A 12,997-nucleotide genomic window follows, 5' to 3' on the forward strand; every position below is an offset into this window, starting at 1 on the left:
TTAGTCTTACATTTTTTTATTTAACAAAAAATAAACAAAATAAAAACAAAGAATAAATAAATTTAACTATATGATAGATTTATAATTTTTACTCATAATGAAATGGACAGTGCGCTGGCCGGATAAAGCCATACTGATCTTATAGGTGAAAGTCCTACCGTAGAAAGGACAGGCCAGACCACTACACCACGCCCTGATTTATCATGCCTGCCGTATCCCTCATCCGTGCCCCAACCCACATTAGTCCCCCAGCCAGACCATCGGCAGGATAATAAACAGCGTGCCCATCATCAAAATGTCAGAAGTGTTTTGAAATTCCGCCAGATTAAACAAACGATGGGTCTCTGAACCGTACAGGGCTTCCAACAAAAAACTATCCAATCAACGGACTGTTTCCCATCAGACGGTGAGAAAGTTCAGCGTGGATAAAACCGTGACAACAGTCAGCAATCCATTGATTTTCTGAAAATCAAAAAAAGAAGACCTTTACGATTTCTTTATCGATCAGATTTTTCCCAAACAGCGGCAAAGGTGATATCACATTGATTAAATTCATCATTAAACCAATAAAATAACATCCCGAATTGACCTACTAACATAATTTGTAATGAATTTAATGAAAAACATGCCGATAGAATATTAAGCAACCCAGCATAATGAGAAAAAGGACGAGCAGGCAGAGCGTGCTTTGCCTGTACATCTGGCCTGAACGCGGTGAAGCCTGTCCGGAGGCCGGACTGCGTACAGAAATCCAGTGGGGAAACAACATTGAAGGCAACAATGAAAATAAGGAAACCACACAATGTCAATAAAAAAACACATGGCGAAGTTGCAGAAGGGGCAATCCCTGCTGAAACAGGGAGAGCAGGTGACGGGACTCGCAAAACAGGCAGCCGGCCTTGGGGGTAAGGGCAGCCTGATGACCCCCGGTGGTTTTGCCGGTCCACTCGGCGGCAGTCAAAGTCTGGCACAGCAAGCGGCAGCCGGTCACAGCGGCGCGGCCAAGGCGCTGCAACAGGCCGGCGCTGGCCTGTCAATCAGTGGTGCAGCACCGAGCGGCCTGCAATTTACCCTGACGGCGGGCGGCCTGCCGCCACAGACCTTTGTGGTGACCGACTTCGCCCTGACGGAAGGCTTTTCCCGGCCGTTCAGCCTGAATGTGGGGCTGGCCAGTGCCGACCCGGCCATCAACTTTCCGGCGATGCTGGATCGGGCGGCGACCCTGACCATTTTGCAGGACGGTGTCGAGCAGCGCAGCCTCACCGGGATGGTGGCGCGCTTTGAACAGGGCAACACCGGGTTGCACCAGACCACCTACCGGATGACCATTTACCCGGATTTATGGCGCACCACGCTGCGCCAGAACTCGCGCATCTTCCAGCAGCAGGACATCGCCGCCATCGTCAGCACGATTTTGAAAGAGCACGGTATCCGTGACGTGGTGTTCAGCCTGCGCCACCCGCACCCGGCACGGGAATTCTGCGTCCAGTATCAGGAAAGCGACTTTGCCTTCCTGCAACGGCTGACGGCGGAAGAGGGCATCTTCTACTTCTTTGAGTGCGGCAACGGGCGCAACACGCTGGTGTTTGCCGATGACGCCGGCTCGGTGCCGCCGGGGCTCATCCTGCCGTACCAGCCGGGGGAGGCCAGCACCACGGGGGCACCGTCGGTGACCCACCTGACCAGCAGCGCGCAGGTACGCCCGGCGCAGGTGGAGCTCAAGGATTACACCTTCAAGAATCCGGCCTGGCCGGCGGAGTTCCGGGCGCAGATGAAGGATGAGCAGTTGCAGGAAACCTATTACGAGCACTACGACTACCCCGGCCGGTTTAAGGATGAACCCCACGGCAAGGCCTTTACCCGCTACCGGCTGGAGGCGTTGCGCAGTGACGCGCTGACCGGGCAGGGCCGCGGCCACGCCATCGCGGTGCAACCGGGCAAGCTGTTCACCCTGATAAACCACCCGCGCCCCGACCTGAACCAGTCATGGCAGGTGGTGAGCACGACCCACAGCGGCAGCCAGCCGGGTGCGCTGGAAACGGCGGGCGGCGGCGAGAGCGGCACCACGTTGCACAGCGAGTTCAGTTTTATCCGCCATAACCAGCACTGGCGGCCGGCGCTGCTGGCCAAACCGGTGATTGACGGCCCGCAGATTGCCAAGGTGGTGGGGCCGGCGGGGGAGGAAATCTTCTGTGACCAGTACGGCCGCGTGCGCCTGCAATTCCCGTGGGACCGGTACGGCAAGTCCGACGACCACAGCTCGTGCTGGATACGGGTGACGCAGCCGTGGGCCGGGCAGGGCTGGGGCATGCTGGCCATCCCGCGCATCGGCCAGGAAGTGGTGGTGGATTTCCTGCACGGCGACCCGGACCAGCCGATAGTGACTGGCCGCACTTACCATGCCAGCAATATCCCGCCGGGCAAACTGCCGGGCAGCAAGACCCAGATGGCGTTCCGCTCCAAGACCCACAAGGGCGAGGGCTATAACGAGCTGCTGTTTGAGGATGCGAAGGGCAGTGAACGGCTGTCGCTGCATGCGCAGAAGGACATGCACACGACGGTGCTCAATGACCGCAGTACCCGCGTGATGCACGACCATACCGAAAGCGTCGGCAACAATCAGGTCATCACCGTGCGGGCCGACCGCCATAAAGAAGTGGTCGGCATGGAAGTGAGCAGCATCGGAACACGGCAGGTCACCGTGGAAAAAACCAGCGTACTCAGTGCCAAAGGGCAAATCACCGTGCAGTCCACCGAGAGCGGCATCACTATCGGCAATACCAAAGGGAGTATCTCGATTGATAAAGACGGCAATATCCATATTACCGGTAATGCCGTGATTGTTAACGGGAAAGAGGTCATCACCCTGAACTGATACCGCACAGCCCCATCACCCTATTAAAACCGGCTCAGCAGGATTTTTCTGCTATGGGCTGAACCAATGCGATAAATAAAGAGCGAAAAGGAAAACGAAAAACCATGAGCGCACACCCTTACCAGATGAATGAAGGCACCCTGAATATCCCCGCTGGCTGGCGTGATGAATCGATGCACGTGTTTGTGCTGCCGGATGACAGCGGGGTCAATCTGGTGATTAACCGCACCCCGGTCCCCCTAGGCACGGACCCCGCCGCCTATTATGAACAAACCCTGACACAGTTTGCGACCCACCTGCCGGGGTATCAGGAGCACCAGCGGCTACAACTTGAACTCAGCGGCGACATGGCGTGGCGGCTGGATTACCAGTGGCAAAGCCCGGAAGGAGAAATGCACCAGACGGTGGTGCTGCAAATCCGGGGCAGCCAGCTGCTGGCGTTTAACCTGACCTCGCCGCAGCCGTTTAATGCCGGACAGCGGGAAGCCTTGCTGGCGGTGGTAACCAGTTTTCAAGCGGCATAACGGAGGCCGAGATGGGATTAGGTGACGAAATTATTACCCGGATTGCACGGGTCGGGGCTACTCATGCCCGGCCGCCCCTGCCGCCCGCAGGCGGAGCCAGGGGGCCGGCGGCAGCACGCAAAGGCGACCCCATCCAGCATAAGAGTTTCTTTGGTGCCCTGATGGGTGCAGTGGCCGGTGCACTGATTGGGGCGGCGATTTTTGGCGCCGTGGGGTTACTGGTGGCCGGTACCGGGGGATTAGGGGCTACCCTCGTTGTGGCGGCTGTCGGCAGCGGCTTAACCTATCTGGCCAGCGATGCCATCGCGGCGGCCAGTTCTGCCGTCACGAATTTCATTGACAGCTTCGGCTCGCCGGACGGGATGCTGGACAGTGGCTCCGGTGACGTCATGATTGAGGGAAAACCGGCCGCGCGGGCGACGGTGGACATCGCCATGTGCAGCAAACATCCGACGCCACCGCTGATAGCCCAGGGCAGTGAGTCGGTGTTTATCAACGGCCAGCCAGCGGCGCGGGTCGGTGACAAACTGGTATGTGGAGCCGCCATCAAAGGAGGTGCCGGCACGGTCTTTATCGGCTCCGGTCAGGGGACTTACCTGGAAATTGAAGAGGAATTCTCCGGCTGGCAGCGGGCGTTGCTGGTGGCGGTCGAATTTCTGGTGCCGCCCTCGCGGGGCTTGATGAAAGGCGTCGGCAAACTGATGACCAAAACTGGCCGGCAGGCGGTGTTGGCCGGGGCAAAGTTGGGCGCCAGAAAAGTCGGCCATGTCCTGAGGGGCAAAACGCTGGTGTGTGCCAAAACGGCGTTTCAGGCTAACAAAGGGGTCAAACGTTACACGCAGGCGACCAAAAAATTCTTCTCCGGCGACCCGATAGACGTGACCACCGGCAGCCTGTTTGACCAGCGTACCGAGCTTGAGCTGGGACAAACGATACCGCTGACCTTCACCCGTAGCTGGTCGCCGGGGTTACGGGGCCTGCTGGGCGAAAATTGGCTGGACAACTTTTCAGAGGCGGCCATTGTCACCGGCGACCGGGTGGAAATCCTGACGCTGGAAGGGGCTTCCCTGCACTTCGCCCTGCCCCCAGGCGTTGACCACAGCATCAACCCGGAACATCCCGAATTTACCCTGAGCCGGCAGAAACAGGGCTTCATGCTGACCGAGCGCAACCAGCCGGTCAGAAAATATTTTACCCGGCTGGGCTTCTCAGCCACCGCCGGCACACAGCGCTGGCAACTGGCGGCATTGCGTGACCGCAACGGCAACACCGTCGATTTTCACTACAACGAACAGCACCGGCCAAACCGGGTCACCCACAGCGACGGCCCTGAATTGGTATTGCTGTACCGCGAAGACGGGTTGCTGACCGAAATCCGCCGCTGCGACCGTGGCCTCAATGACGTGATGGTGCGCTATGGCTATCACGACAATAACCGACTAGCGGAAGCGGACAGTACCCAGCAATTCCACCTGTTCTATGAATACAATGAACAGGGACTGATTAGCCGCTGGTCAGACGGTGACCAGACTGCCGTGGATTATGGATATGATGCGCAGGGGCGCTGTATTGAAAGCGTCGGCAGTGGCGGTTATTACCCCGTCCGGCTGACTTATGACCCCGGCATCACCCGCTCAACCACGCCGCAGGGCCATACCACGACGTGGCATCACAATGACCAGCAGCAGGTCACCCAGATAGAAACCCCGTGCGGTCATATCACCCGTTATGAATACGATGAATGGGGCAACCTGCGGCAGCAGATTTTACCGCAAGGGCAGGTATTGCAGCTGGATTATCTGGCAGATACGGGATTGGTCACGGCATTGACCGAGGCCGGCGGTGCCGTGTGGCAGTATCACTACGATGATGACGACCGGCTGGCCAGCATGACCGACCCGCTGGGACGGGTCTGGTGGCAGCAATATGATGATAAGGGCAATGCCGAGGACTTTATCGCCCCGGACGGCAGCAAAACCACCTTAACCCGCAATGCGTTCGGGCTGGTGACGAAAGCCGAAGACGGGGAAGGCAACCAGCGGACCTGGGAATATGATGACCATCAGCGGCTGACAAAACTGTTTGATGAAGAGAACCGCAGCCTGCGGCTGGGTTACGACAGCCATGACCGGTTGCAGCGGCTGGCATCGGGCGGCGGCGCCTTATGGGTGTGGGAATATGACCGCCATCACCGCCTCGCGTTAAGTGACCGGCCCAATAACAGCCTGGAGCGCTTCCGCCATGACCGCCACGGCAACCTGACGGAGTGGACAGACGCGCGCGGGGTGAAATGGCATAATGGCATATCGAATACGGGCCGTTTGACCTGCCGGTTGCGCGGGTGGATGGGGAAGGCCACCGCTGGCAGTACCGTTATGACCTTGACAGCCTGCAACTGCTTGAAGTCATCAACCCGCAGGAGGAAAGTTACCGTTATACCCTCGATGCGGACGGGCGGGTGGTGACAGAAACCGACTACGCCGGCACACAGTGGCATTATGCGTATGACGGCAACGGCAACTGCACTGAAAAACGCGATGCGCTGAATCAGGTCACCCGTTACGAATATGATGCCGCCGGCCGGATGACGGCGATGCACACGCCGGAAGGCACGACAACCTACCGTTACGATATTCTCGGCCGTTTGCTGGAAGTCGCGGCACCAGACAGTGAGCCGCTGACGTTTGAATATGACGACAAAGACCGCCTGATTAAAGAAGTTCAGCCCCACGGCGAAATCACGCGTGATTATCCGGATAATGTGACGGCAGAAAGAATCCTCCACACCCCGGATGGCCGTTACTGGCAGGCAGGCACCCAAGCCAACCATGTAGGTGAACTCAAACTGCTCAACCTCCACGGCGGGCACCGGCTCACGCTTGAACGGGACGAAGACGGGCACGAATGCGACCGCCGGTCGGACAAGGGCTTTATCCTGCGTCAGGAGCATACCCTGATGGGACAACTGCGCGGGCAACGCGCGGGCCGCAATACCAGCCCGGAATTCTTCGCCGCCGGTGATGTGGCCGATATCCCGCAGCCGACGCTCGCGGGCTTGGATCGGGAATATCACTACGATGCCGCCCTCAATCTGGTGGCTGCCAACGATGAACGGCAGTGGCTGCGCTATGTGGTCAACGGCAATGGGCAAGTGACGTCGGTCAGTGACGGTGAACGCTTGCGGGAGCATTATCAGTATGATGCATCAGGTTACCCTGCCCGCCGTTTTGACGGCCTCAATGAGATAAACGGGGAACGGCTGTACCAGCAAGGGCACCGCCTGAGACAGGCCGGCCAGCACCTGTTCGAATACGACGAAGCGGGGCGGATGACCGCCATGCAGCTGTGGCAGGAAGGTCACCGGCCTCAGCTCACGAAGTTCCGCTGGAACAGCCAGAACCAGCTGGTCGGCGTGCAGACGCCGGGTGGCCAGCACTGGGAGTACCGCTACGATGCCTTCGGTCGGCGCACGGAGAAAGTGTGTGAACAGGCGGGCAGCCGCACCACGTATCTCTGGGATGGCGATGTACCAGCGGAAATTCGCGAATACCGGCATAATCGGTTGTACAGCATCCGGCATTTGGTGTTTGACGGCTGGCAGTTGCTGGCGCAGCAGGTGCAGTTCTTTACACCCAACCCGGAAAACCGCCCTGAACTGATGGCAGGGCACGTGCAGACACACTATGCTGTCTGTGCGCCGACGGGCGAACCGCTGGCGTTGTTTGATCCACAAGGTCACCGCGTCTGGCGTCAGCCGTCGCAGAGCCTGTACGGAATACGGCTGAAAACAGGGAACGAAAACGCCCAGTTCGATCCGGGACAAAAGTTTGCCGGTCAGTGGTTCGATGACGAGAGCGGTTTAGTCTATAATCGGTTTCGGTATTACTCGGCGGTGGCGGGTGTGTACCTGACGCCCGACCCCATTGGGCTGTTGGGCGGGATGAATCATTATGCGTATGTGGAAAATCCGACATCTTGGATAGATCCGCTGGGTTTGAAACAAGACGAAATCATACGGTACATGGGTAAATTAGAAGCTCAGCGTGTAATGGCTGCTAGAAGTGGAAAAGGTGGACTTATTCCTCATAAAGATGGTGAAAAAGCTGTTTGGGTAAATCATAATGACAATCCGGGGCGAAATCCTGGAAATGAAAAATATCGTGCCATTATTACTGTCAAAAAAGATGGTGTAGATATACTTAACAAACATACAGATATAACCAAATTTGATTATAAAGAAACAGGATTTAAAGATGGAGTTCTATCAAAGACTAATGAACCTAAAGCAAAAGGAATAGGTTTTAGAATTTTGGATAAATTCAACGAAACTATTAAATCAATCCAAATAGAAACTAGAGGAAAAGATGGTAAGTGGAAAAAATGTCCGAAACCATAAAATAAATATTTGCGATATATTCTCGTACAAATTGGAAAACTTTCTTAATGTCAGAGCCTGTAAGAAAGAGTTTGATGATATCTTCTATATAGAAGATGAAAAAGATCTATTTCTGATTGCAGCAAGAAAAAGTAACGGCAATGCCGTTACTTTTACTCGCTGGCATGATCTTGTATCATTGAAAAGATTGAAGAAAAAATTCATTGAGAAAGGTTTCAATGAAAAGGATTTTGAATCCATTATTTTAATACTTTCTAGATTTTCTTATCTGCTTCAAATTAATAATAGGGAAAGGATGAATCAGGATATATTTATATTTTATTATGTCCTGCAATTAGCCTGTTGCAATAGTGATCATGACCATAGTATAGATGATGAAACAAAGAATTTTATGTTCCGTTTTCTTCTTTTTGAATTAAGTATGGATTATGACTCATATACGAGATTTAAAATTGAGGCGGATGATATATTCTTTTATTCTCATAGTGGGAAAAAAAACAAACTTTCCAGTATGATAAATTTCATATATAACACTTTACAGGAGGAAGAAAATAAAGAATTAAACTTACTTCTTTTGATTAAAGAATTTCAATTAGGTGTAATTGATTTGTTGACAAAACCAAGAGGTATAGAAGAGGTTGTGAAATTAAATGATCATAACTTACATTTAATAGACCCTTCTGTTTTTGTAAAGACTTATAAAAAAAACCATAGAAAAATAGTGTCGTCATTAGTGGAAGTGACAAATAAATGGCAATCTACAAATAATTTATTTATATCTAATATGATTCTTATGAATTATTCATATTATATCTTGAGAAATAATCCAAGTAATATCATGAGGATAAAGAGGATCATTAAAGATGATAAAATATTCTCAGATATTTTAACGGCAATAGTAAAAAGGAAATTTCATGTAAAAGAAGAGTTCTTGTTTAAAATGGAATTGCAAAAATATATTAAGAAGTCAACAAAAAACGAAGCCTTTTTTTATAATATAATATATAGTCAACAATAAATTTGTTTATTTTATGGCAAGCTTGTATAAAATAAAAGTATTTTAATTGTACTGGCCTGCCATTATTTTTATTAATCTGAAAATATTTTCATCATATTTTGGTTTTTTAATTAGTTACCAGTATTATAATTCCCCAATCAGTTCCCGCATTCTGAACTTAATCTCACTGAGCTGGTCTTGCTGGCGTTGATACTGCTGTTTTATGGTGCGTGTGTCGTCATTGTCAGGGATCAACACCAGACAGCCGTCCATGATCTTCACCGTGACCGAGCCGCCAATCTCAAACCCGGCGGCCTTAAGCCATTGCCCCTTAAGATGTATCGCGGGCGGTGCTGTGGCCTTGTCATTTTGCGGGACGTATCCCACGGTGTAATAACGTTCTGTTTTCGCGGCTTTATTTACCGCGCGGTTTTGCTTTGTAGTGGAAAAGGAATTCCGGACAATCTTGTGCAGGTTATCCGGTTGAATAATTTTTCAATCGAAGACTTTTCAGGCCAATAATACCGGCAGTTCAGCCCGCAATACAATCAAGCCATAGGCTGTTTCCAGCGTCACAGGGTGATCCAATAAGCCGCTTTCTGTCAGCCAGTCACCCGCCAGATAAAGCTCGCCATTTTTGCGTACCCAATCGATCCCCTGATAAGGGTGGTTTTCGGTATGGTGGATCAGGGTAGCGAGATCTGGATCGGTTTCTGGCTCAATCAGGGACAGGATCAAACCGTTGGCAAATTGTGTGATATGGAACAGCGCATCGGCAGAAAAACCAATCTGGTTGAGCGTATCGCCACTGATCACGCACTCCGGTAGTTCAGCAAGGTGAGATGAAAGATGGAGATCCATAAATAAATACATTCCTTGTGGGTTTTGAATTTGTTTTGCGGGCATAAATGCGAACCGCTTCCCAAAATGAAAAAATGGCAATACAGGGCAAGGAAACGGTTCATGTTTTTTATGGTGATTTTCTGTTTTTTAATTATAAAACAGAATATTAACGGGGTTTTCCCAGTGGTGTTTTCTTCAATTCACCGGGAAATTGCCGCAACCAATCAACGATGGCAATCTCATCCCATTCGCCTTGATTCATGCTTTTGAGACAGTGCCACAGGGTATGTAAGTTTTGGGCGGTGATGATTAAACATCCCGGCATCACCCTGATTTTTAACGGATCATTGACAGAAAATCCGGCTTCACTGAGCCAGTTACCACTTAAGTTAATGGCGGGAATGGTGCGGTTAGGGCCTTTCGGGCGGTAAACAACTTTCTGATACCGTTCAGGTTGGGAAATTTTGTAAATGCAGGTTTCTGCATTAGAATGCGCGTTAGCCATAATAACTATTCTCGTTAGTTGTTGCGGTTAGCGGTTTTATCGTGTTGGTCGCACGGTAAAGCCGCGTTCAGATTTCACCGCCTACTTTACGCCTGCCTGCACAACTTTCCATCATCAATAACTGCCTTTGCGAAGCCGCTCGCAAAATAAATACTGGATATACATCCATTTCAATGGAATGTGTTAACTCACTCAGTAAATTGTCTTTTTCACCGAAAATAGCCTCATTTTTACTTACAATGAGAACGTCTTTGGTATTTATTGCCATGTCATGCCCCTGAGCGAGTTTGACCGCTTCTTCCGGGCGGATGTGACCGGGCAGGGTCGCGGCCACACTATGCTGTTTGTGCGCCGACGGGGGAGCCGCTGGCATTGTTTGATCCGCAAGGCCACCGCGTCTGGCGTCAGCCACCACAGAGCCTGTACGGAATACGGCTGAAAACAGGAAACGAAAACGGCCAGTTCGATCCGGGACAAAAGTTCGCCGGCCAGTGGTTCGATGACGAGAGCGGTTTAGTCTATAATCGGTACAGATATTTCTCGCCGGAGGCGGGTGTGTACCTGACGCCCGATCCCTTAGGGTTGCTGGGAGGAACTAATCCCTATAGTTATGTTCATAATCCCACTGGTTGGATCGATCCGTTTGGATTGGTAGGGTGTTCGACCAAGTTAGGTAAAACATGATGGAAGATATGGGCTTGTCGCGTTCCACTAAATGGAGTGGCTATCAGGCTCATCATGTTATACCAAAAGAATTGGCAAATCATCCTGCGTTGAAAAAAATCAATTATGATATTGATGTTGCTGCCAACGGCATATTTTTGAGAAAAGCTGATAATGGAGTCAGTGCAATGGCAAGGCACCAAGGCAACCATCATGGATATACAGATGCAGTAAGGAACGCTTTAGATAGAATAGACCTTCAGCAATCCAAAGAGGCTATATCGAAGCAAGTAGCTAACATACAAGATATAGCCAAAAAAGGCATGATGGATGGGAATATAATTAGATCTAAAGATATGTATAACACGAAAATATTTGGTAAAGATGTTAACCAAATAGGAAGGCAAAGAGTGTTTGATCGTTGGAGTAGAATATTAGGGTGATATCAATGAATGAAACAATAGATTTTTATATGGAGCCAATGATATTTTTCAAAAGCTCTGATTTTCTTTCTGGCTCTTCTGATAAATTAGAAGGGTATGAAATTATAGAAGATAAAGAAGATGCTATAAAACTTCTTTTTGATCAGGATGTTCCTAGTCAATATACAATTTGGAGTGATTTTTTTTCCGATCTTATATCTGAGTTTTATCTTCATGAAGATTATAAAAAAGCAGATAAAGATATTCTTGGCAGAACAAAAGTATCAACTGAGGATTATGTAAAGGAAAACATTAGGAAAAGAAAGTTATATCTTATGAGAAAAAAGCAAGGATTAGCTGATAATGTAGAATATGACTCATTTTTAGAAGACGTTAGTGATGAATGTCACCACATGCTAAATATGGTTAGTATTTATCGATATTTATTTTCTTTTAATGAGAATTCTAAGTTAGAAGAGATATTCTCCATATTTAAAAAAGGTTTTATGCCATGTGGTGTTACTAAGGATAAAAAAATAGTCGTTTTTAATCCAATGGTATTAAAAACCAGTTGATATAGAAAACATATCATCATGAAAAAACTGGAAAGATCCTTGTGATCTTCCGGTTTTTTCAAGCATCAGCGCTGGATTAATACAATAAAGGGAAATAATATATGATAAGACAACCACAAGACACAATCACCTTTCCAAGAGGTTGGTTTCTTCTAATCAAAGGAGAGAGACCCTTTTATTGCGATAATGGATGTACTGTCGAGGATTTTGCGATTGCTGAAAATCTTATCGGTTATAACAAAAAAAACGGTATTTATTTCAAATTTTCCTATGAATCCACTGAAATAAGCGGGTGTGATCCTCAGCCGGGAATATATGTTCTGCTTATCAGAAAATATAATTACGATCACAATTCCCGTCATTATGGTTGCTGTGTTCATACTGAAGTTAAACAAACCCAATGCCCGAAAGAATTTAAAAAAATCATAACTGACATGGTAAAGATGGCAGAAGAACAGACCACTTTTGAAGAGATAAAACCGCCTAAAATACAAGGAGGAAAATCTACACCTCCAGGGCGAGAGCGCGAACGTTTTTTGAGCTTTAAATGTATGCTACGCAACCATAATTAGAATAAAGATCACTCAATCTGGTCTTGTTAAAGTATGAATTAGTGTTTTATTTACACGGTTTGTTCAAAAATTAGCCTTTCATGCTCTCACCCTGTCTACACCTCAACTGCATCAGTGCATTAATGAGTTCTTCACCAATATAAAGGAAGACCGCACCAAGGAAATTATGGCATTATTGAGATCGCCAATGTATGAAAAAGAACCAGAGGATATTCTTTATCTTCGTGAATGGTACTCTAAAGGTTCATTTGAAGGGATGAATATCATTGAAAATGAAATACATAAAAAAGTTGTATCGGAAATTCATAGTCACTTTGAATTACTCGATAAGACAAGAAAACTTGAGAACGGGCGGGATCTTTTCCCATTTCTCTTTAGATCAAAAAAATACAATATCAGCGCCTTTGTGCCTAAAAATGTTAGTTTATGTGAAATTTTCATGAACATGATACATATTCACGAAGACAACATCATGTGATAACTATCAAAAAAGCCGGAAGAATATTGGTCTTCCGGCTTAATCTGTTTTTATTGAAAAATCGGTCTAATAATATCGGACATTCAACCTGTAAAATCATCCCGCCTTGCATTGAAAGCGAAAATTCTCATTTTACTATTTTCCCTT

15 protein-coding genes and 1 pseudogene are annotated in these 12,997 nt (G+C 49.0%); 11 read left to right on the top strand and 5 right to left on the bottom strand.

Translation table 11 applies throughout. The features are described from left to right. Positions 1 to 240 precede the first annotated feature (240 nt). Positions 241 to 381, bottom strand: coding sequence for a hypothetical protein (locus tag PSI17_RS14170; RefSeq protein ID WP_273552588.1), 141 nt, complete (start codon positions 379 to 381; stop codon positions 241 to 243). A gap of 275 nt (positions 382 to 656) precedes the next feature. On the opposite strand from PSI17_RS14170, the gene PSI17_RS14175 reads away from it, so the two are divergent. From PSI17_RS14175 to PSI17_RS14200, 6 genes are all read left to right on the top strand, one after another. Continuing rightward, positions 657 to 812, top strand: coding sequence for a hypothetical protein (locus PSI17_RS14175; RefSeq protein ID WP_273552589.1), 156 nt, complete (start codon positions 657 to 659; stop codon positions 810 to 812). Then, the gene (locus PSI17_RS14180) at positions 803 to 2,875 is read left to right on the top strand and encodes a type VI secretion system Vgr family protein (protein WP_273552590.1); all 2,073 of its coding nucleotides are present in this window, start codon (positions 803 to 805) and stop codon (positions 2,873 to 2,875) included. Before PSI17_RS14175 ends, PSI17_RS14180 begins: the two co-directional genes overlap by 10 nt. Positions 2,876 to 2,979: 104 nt before the next feature. Then, complete coding sequence (locus tag PSI17_RS14185; RefSeq protein ID WP_273552591.1) at positions 2,980 to 3,399, top strand: DUF1795 domain-containing protein; 420 nt, start codon at positions 2,980 to 2,982, stop codon at positions 3,397 to 3,399. An 11-nt stretch (positions 3,400 to 3,410) separates the two neighbouring features. After that, positions 3,411 to 5,864, top strand: coding sequence for a PAAR domain-containing protein (locus tag PSI17_RS14190; protein ID WP_273552592.1), 2,454 nt, complete (start codon positions 3,411 to 3,413; stop codon positions 5,862 to 5,864). Between the two features lie 1,193 nt (positions 5,865 to 7,057). Further along, complete coding sequence (locus PSI17_RS17465) at positions 7,058 to 7,795, top strand: RHS repeat domain-containing protein (protein ID WP_443256033.1); 738 nt, start codon at positions 7,058 to 7,060, stop codon at positions 7,793 to 7,795. Then, a complete protein-coding gene (locus PSI17_RS14200) occupies positions 7,764 to 8,813 on the top strand; it encodes a hypothetical protein (RefSeq protein ID WP_273552593.1) in 1,050 nt (349 codons plus the stop codon). Before PSI17_RS17465 ends, PSI17_RS14200 begins: the two co-directional genes overlap by 32 nt. Positions 8,814 to 8,923: 110 nt before the next feature. Here the strand turns inward: PSI17_RS14200 and PSI17_RS14205 are convergent. The 4 genes and pseudogenes from PSI17_RS14205 to PSI17_RS14220 form a co-directional block, all read right to left on the bottom strand. Continuing rightward, positions 8,924 to 9,257 (bottom strand): annotated as a pseudogene (locus PSI17_RS14205) (SymE family type I addiction module toxin). Between the two features lie 45 nt (positions 9,258 to 9,302). Beyond that, positions 9,303 to 9,653, bottom strand: coding sequence for a SymE family type I addiction module toxin (locus PSI17_RS14210; RefSeq protein ID WP_273552594.1), 351 nt, complete (start codon positions 9,651 to 9,653; stop codon positions 9,303 to 9,305). Between the two features lie 148 nt (positions 9,654 to 9,801). Further along, on the bottom strand, positions 9,802 to 10,140 hold the full coding sequence (locus PSI17_RS14215) for a SymE family type I addiction module toxin (protein ID WP_273552595.1): 339 nt from the start codon (positions 10,138 to 10,140) through the stop codon (positions 9,802 to 9,804). Between the two features lie 67 nt (positions 10,141 to 10,207). Further along, a complete protein-coding gene (locus PSI17_RS14220) occupies positions 10,208 to 10,513 on the bottom strand; it encodes a hypothetical protein (protein WP_273552596.1) in 306 nt (101 codons plus the stop codon). Here PSI17_RS14220 and PSI17_RS14225 point away from each other — a divergent pair. The 5 genes from PSI17_RS14225 to PSI17_RS14245 all read left to right on the top strand — a co-directional run bounded on the left by PSI17_RS14225 (position 10,513) and on the right by PSI17_RS14245 (position 12,850). Next, entirely contained in the window at positions 10,513 to 10,824 is a 312-nt protein-coding gene (locus PSI17_RS14225) for an RHS repeat-associated core domain-containing protein (protein ID WP_273552597.1), read from the top strand. The genes PSI17_RS14220 and PSI17_RS14225 overlap by 1 nt on opposite strands. After that, positions 10,821 to 11,246 (top strand): AHH domain-containing protein, encoded by a 426-nt coding sequence (locus tag PSI17_RS14230; RefSeq protein ID WP_273552598.1) that lies wholly within the window; start codon positions 10,821 to 10,823, stop codon positions 11,244 to 11,246. Before PSI17_RS14225 ends, PSI17_RS14230 begins: the two co-directional genes overlap by 4 nt. Before the next feature lie 5 nt (positions 11,247 to 11,251). Beyond that, positions 11,252 to 11,800, top strand: coding sequence for a hypothetical protein (locus PSI17_RS14235; protein WP_273552599.1), 549 nt, complete (start codon positions 11,252 to 11,254; stop codon positions 11,798 to 11,800). A 101-nt stretch (positions 11,801 to 11,901) separates the two neighbouring features. Further along, on the top strand, positions 11,902 to 12,372 hold the full coding sequence (locus PSI17_RS14240; protein ID WP_273552600.1) for a hypothetical protein: 471 nt from the start codon (positions 11,902 to 11,904) through the stop codon (positions 12,370 to 12,372). Positions 12,373 to 12,559: 187 nt separating this feature from the next. Then, a complete protein-coding gene (locus PSI17_RS14245; protein ID WP_273552601.1) occupies positions 12,560 to 12,850 on the top strand; it encodes a hypothetical protein in 291 nt (96 codons plus the stop codon). Positions 12,851 to 12,997: the final 147 nt, after the last annotated feature.

This window comes from Xenorhabdus sp. IM139775 (assembly GCF_028598745.1).
Taxonomy (GTDB): domain Bacteria; phylum Pseudomonadota; class Gammaproteobacteria; order Enterobacterales; family Enterobacteriaceae; genus Xenorhabdus.

Bases quoted from the DNA above. Each gene is read 5' to 3' on its own strand.
- PSI17_RS14175 (WP_273552589.1), top strand. From the start codon at position 657: ATGAGAAAAAGGACGAGCAGGCAGAGCGTGCTTTGCCTGTACATCTGG.
- PSI17_RS14180 (WP_273552590.1), top strand. From the start codon at position 803: ATGTCAATAAAAAAACACATGGCGAAGTTGCAGAAGGGGCAATCCCTG.
- PSI17_RS14185 (WP_273552591.1), top strand. From the start codon at position 2,980: ATGAGCGCACACCCTTACCAGATGAATGAAGGCACCCTGAATATCCCC.
- PSI17_RS14190 (WP_273552592.1), top strand. From the start codon at position 3,411: ATGGGATTAGGTGACGAAATTATTACCCGGATTGCACGGGTCGGGGCT.
- PSI17_RS17465 (WP_443256033.1), top strand. From the start codon at position 7,058: ATGGCAGGGCACGTGCAGACACACTATGCTGTCTGTGCGCCGACGGGC.
- PSI17_RS14200 (WP_273552593.1), top strand. From the start codon at position 7,764: ATGGTAAGTGGAAAAAATGTCCGAAACCATAAAATAAATATTTGCGAT.
- PSI17_RS14210 (WP_273552594.1), bottom strand. From the start codon at position 9,653: ATGGATCTCCATCTTTCATCTCACCTTGCTGAACTACCGGAGTGCGTG.
- PSI17_RS14215 (WP_273552595.1), bottom strand. From the start codon at position 10,140: ATGGCTAACGCGCATTCTAATGCAGAAACCTGCATTTACAAAATTTCC.
- PSI17_RS14220 (WP_273552596.1), bottom strand. From the start codon at position 10,513: ATGCCAGCGGCTCCCCCGTCGGCGCACAAACAGCATAGTGTGGCCGCG.
- PSI17_RS14230 (WP_273552598.1), top strand. From the start codon at position 10,821: ATGATGGAAGATATGGGCTTGTCGCGTTCCACTAAATGGAGTGGCTAT.
- PSI17_RS14235 (WP_273552599.1), top strand. From the start codon at position 11,252: ATGAATGAAACAATAGATTTTTATATGGAGCCAATGATATTTTTCAAA.
- PSI17_RS14240 (WP_273552600.1), top strand. From the start codon at position 11,902: ATGATAAGACAACCACAAGACACAATCACCTTTCCAAGAGGTTGGTTT.
- PSI17_RS14245 (WP_273552601.1), top strand. From the start codon at position 12,560: ATGTATGAAAAAGAACCAGAGGATATTCTTTATCTTCGTGAATGGTAC.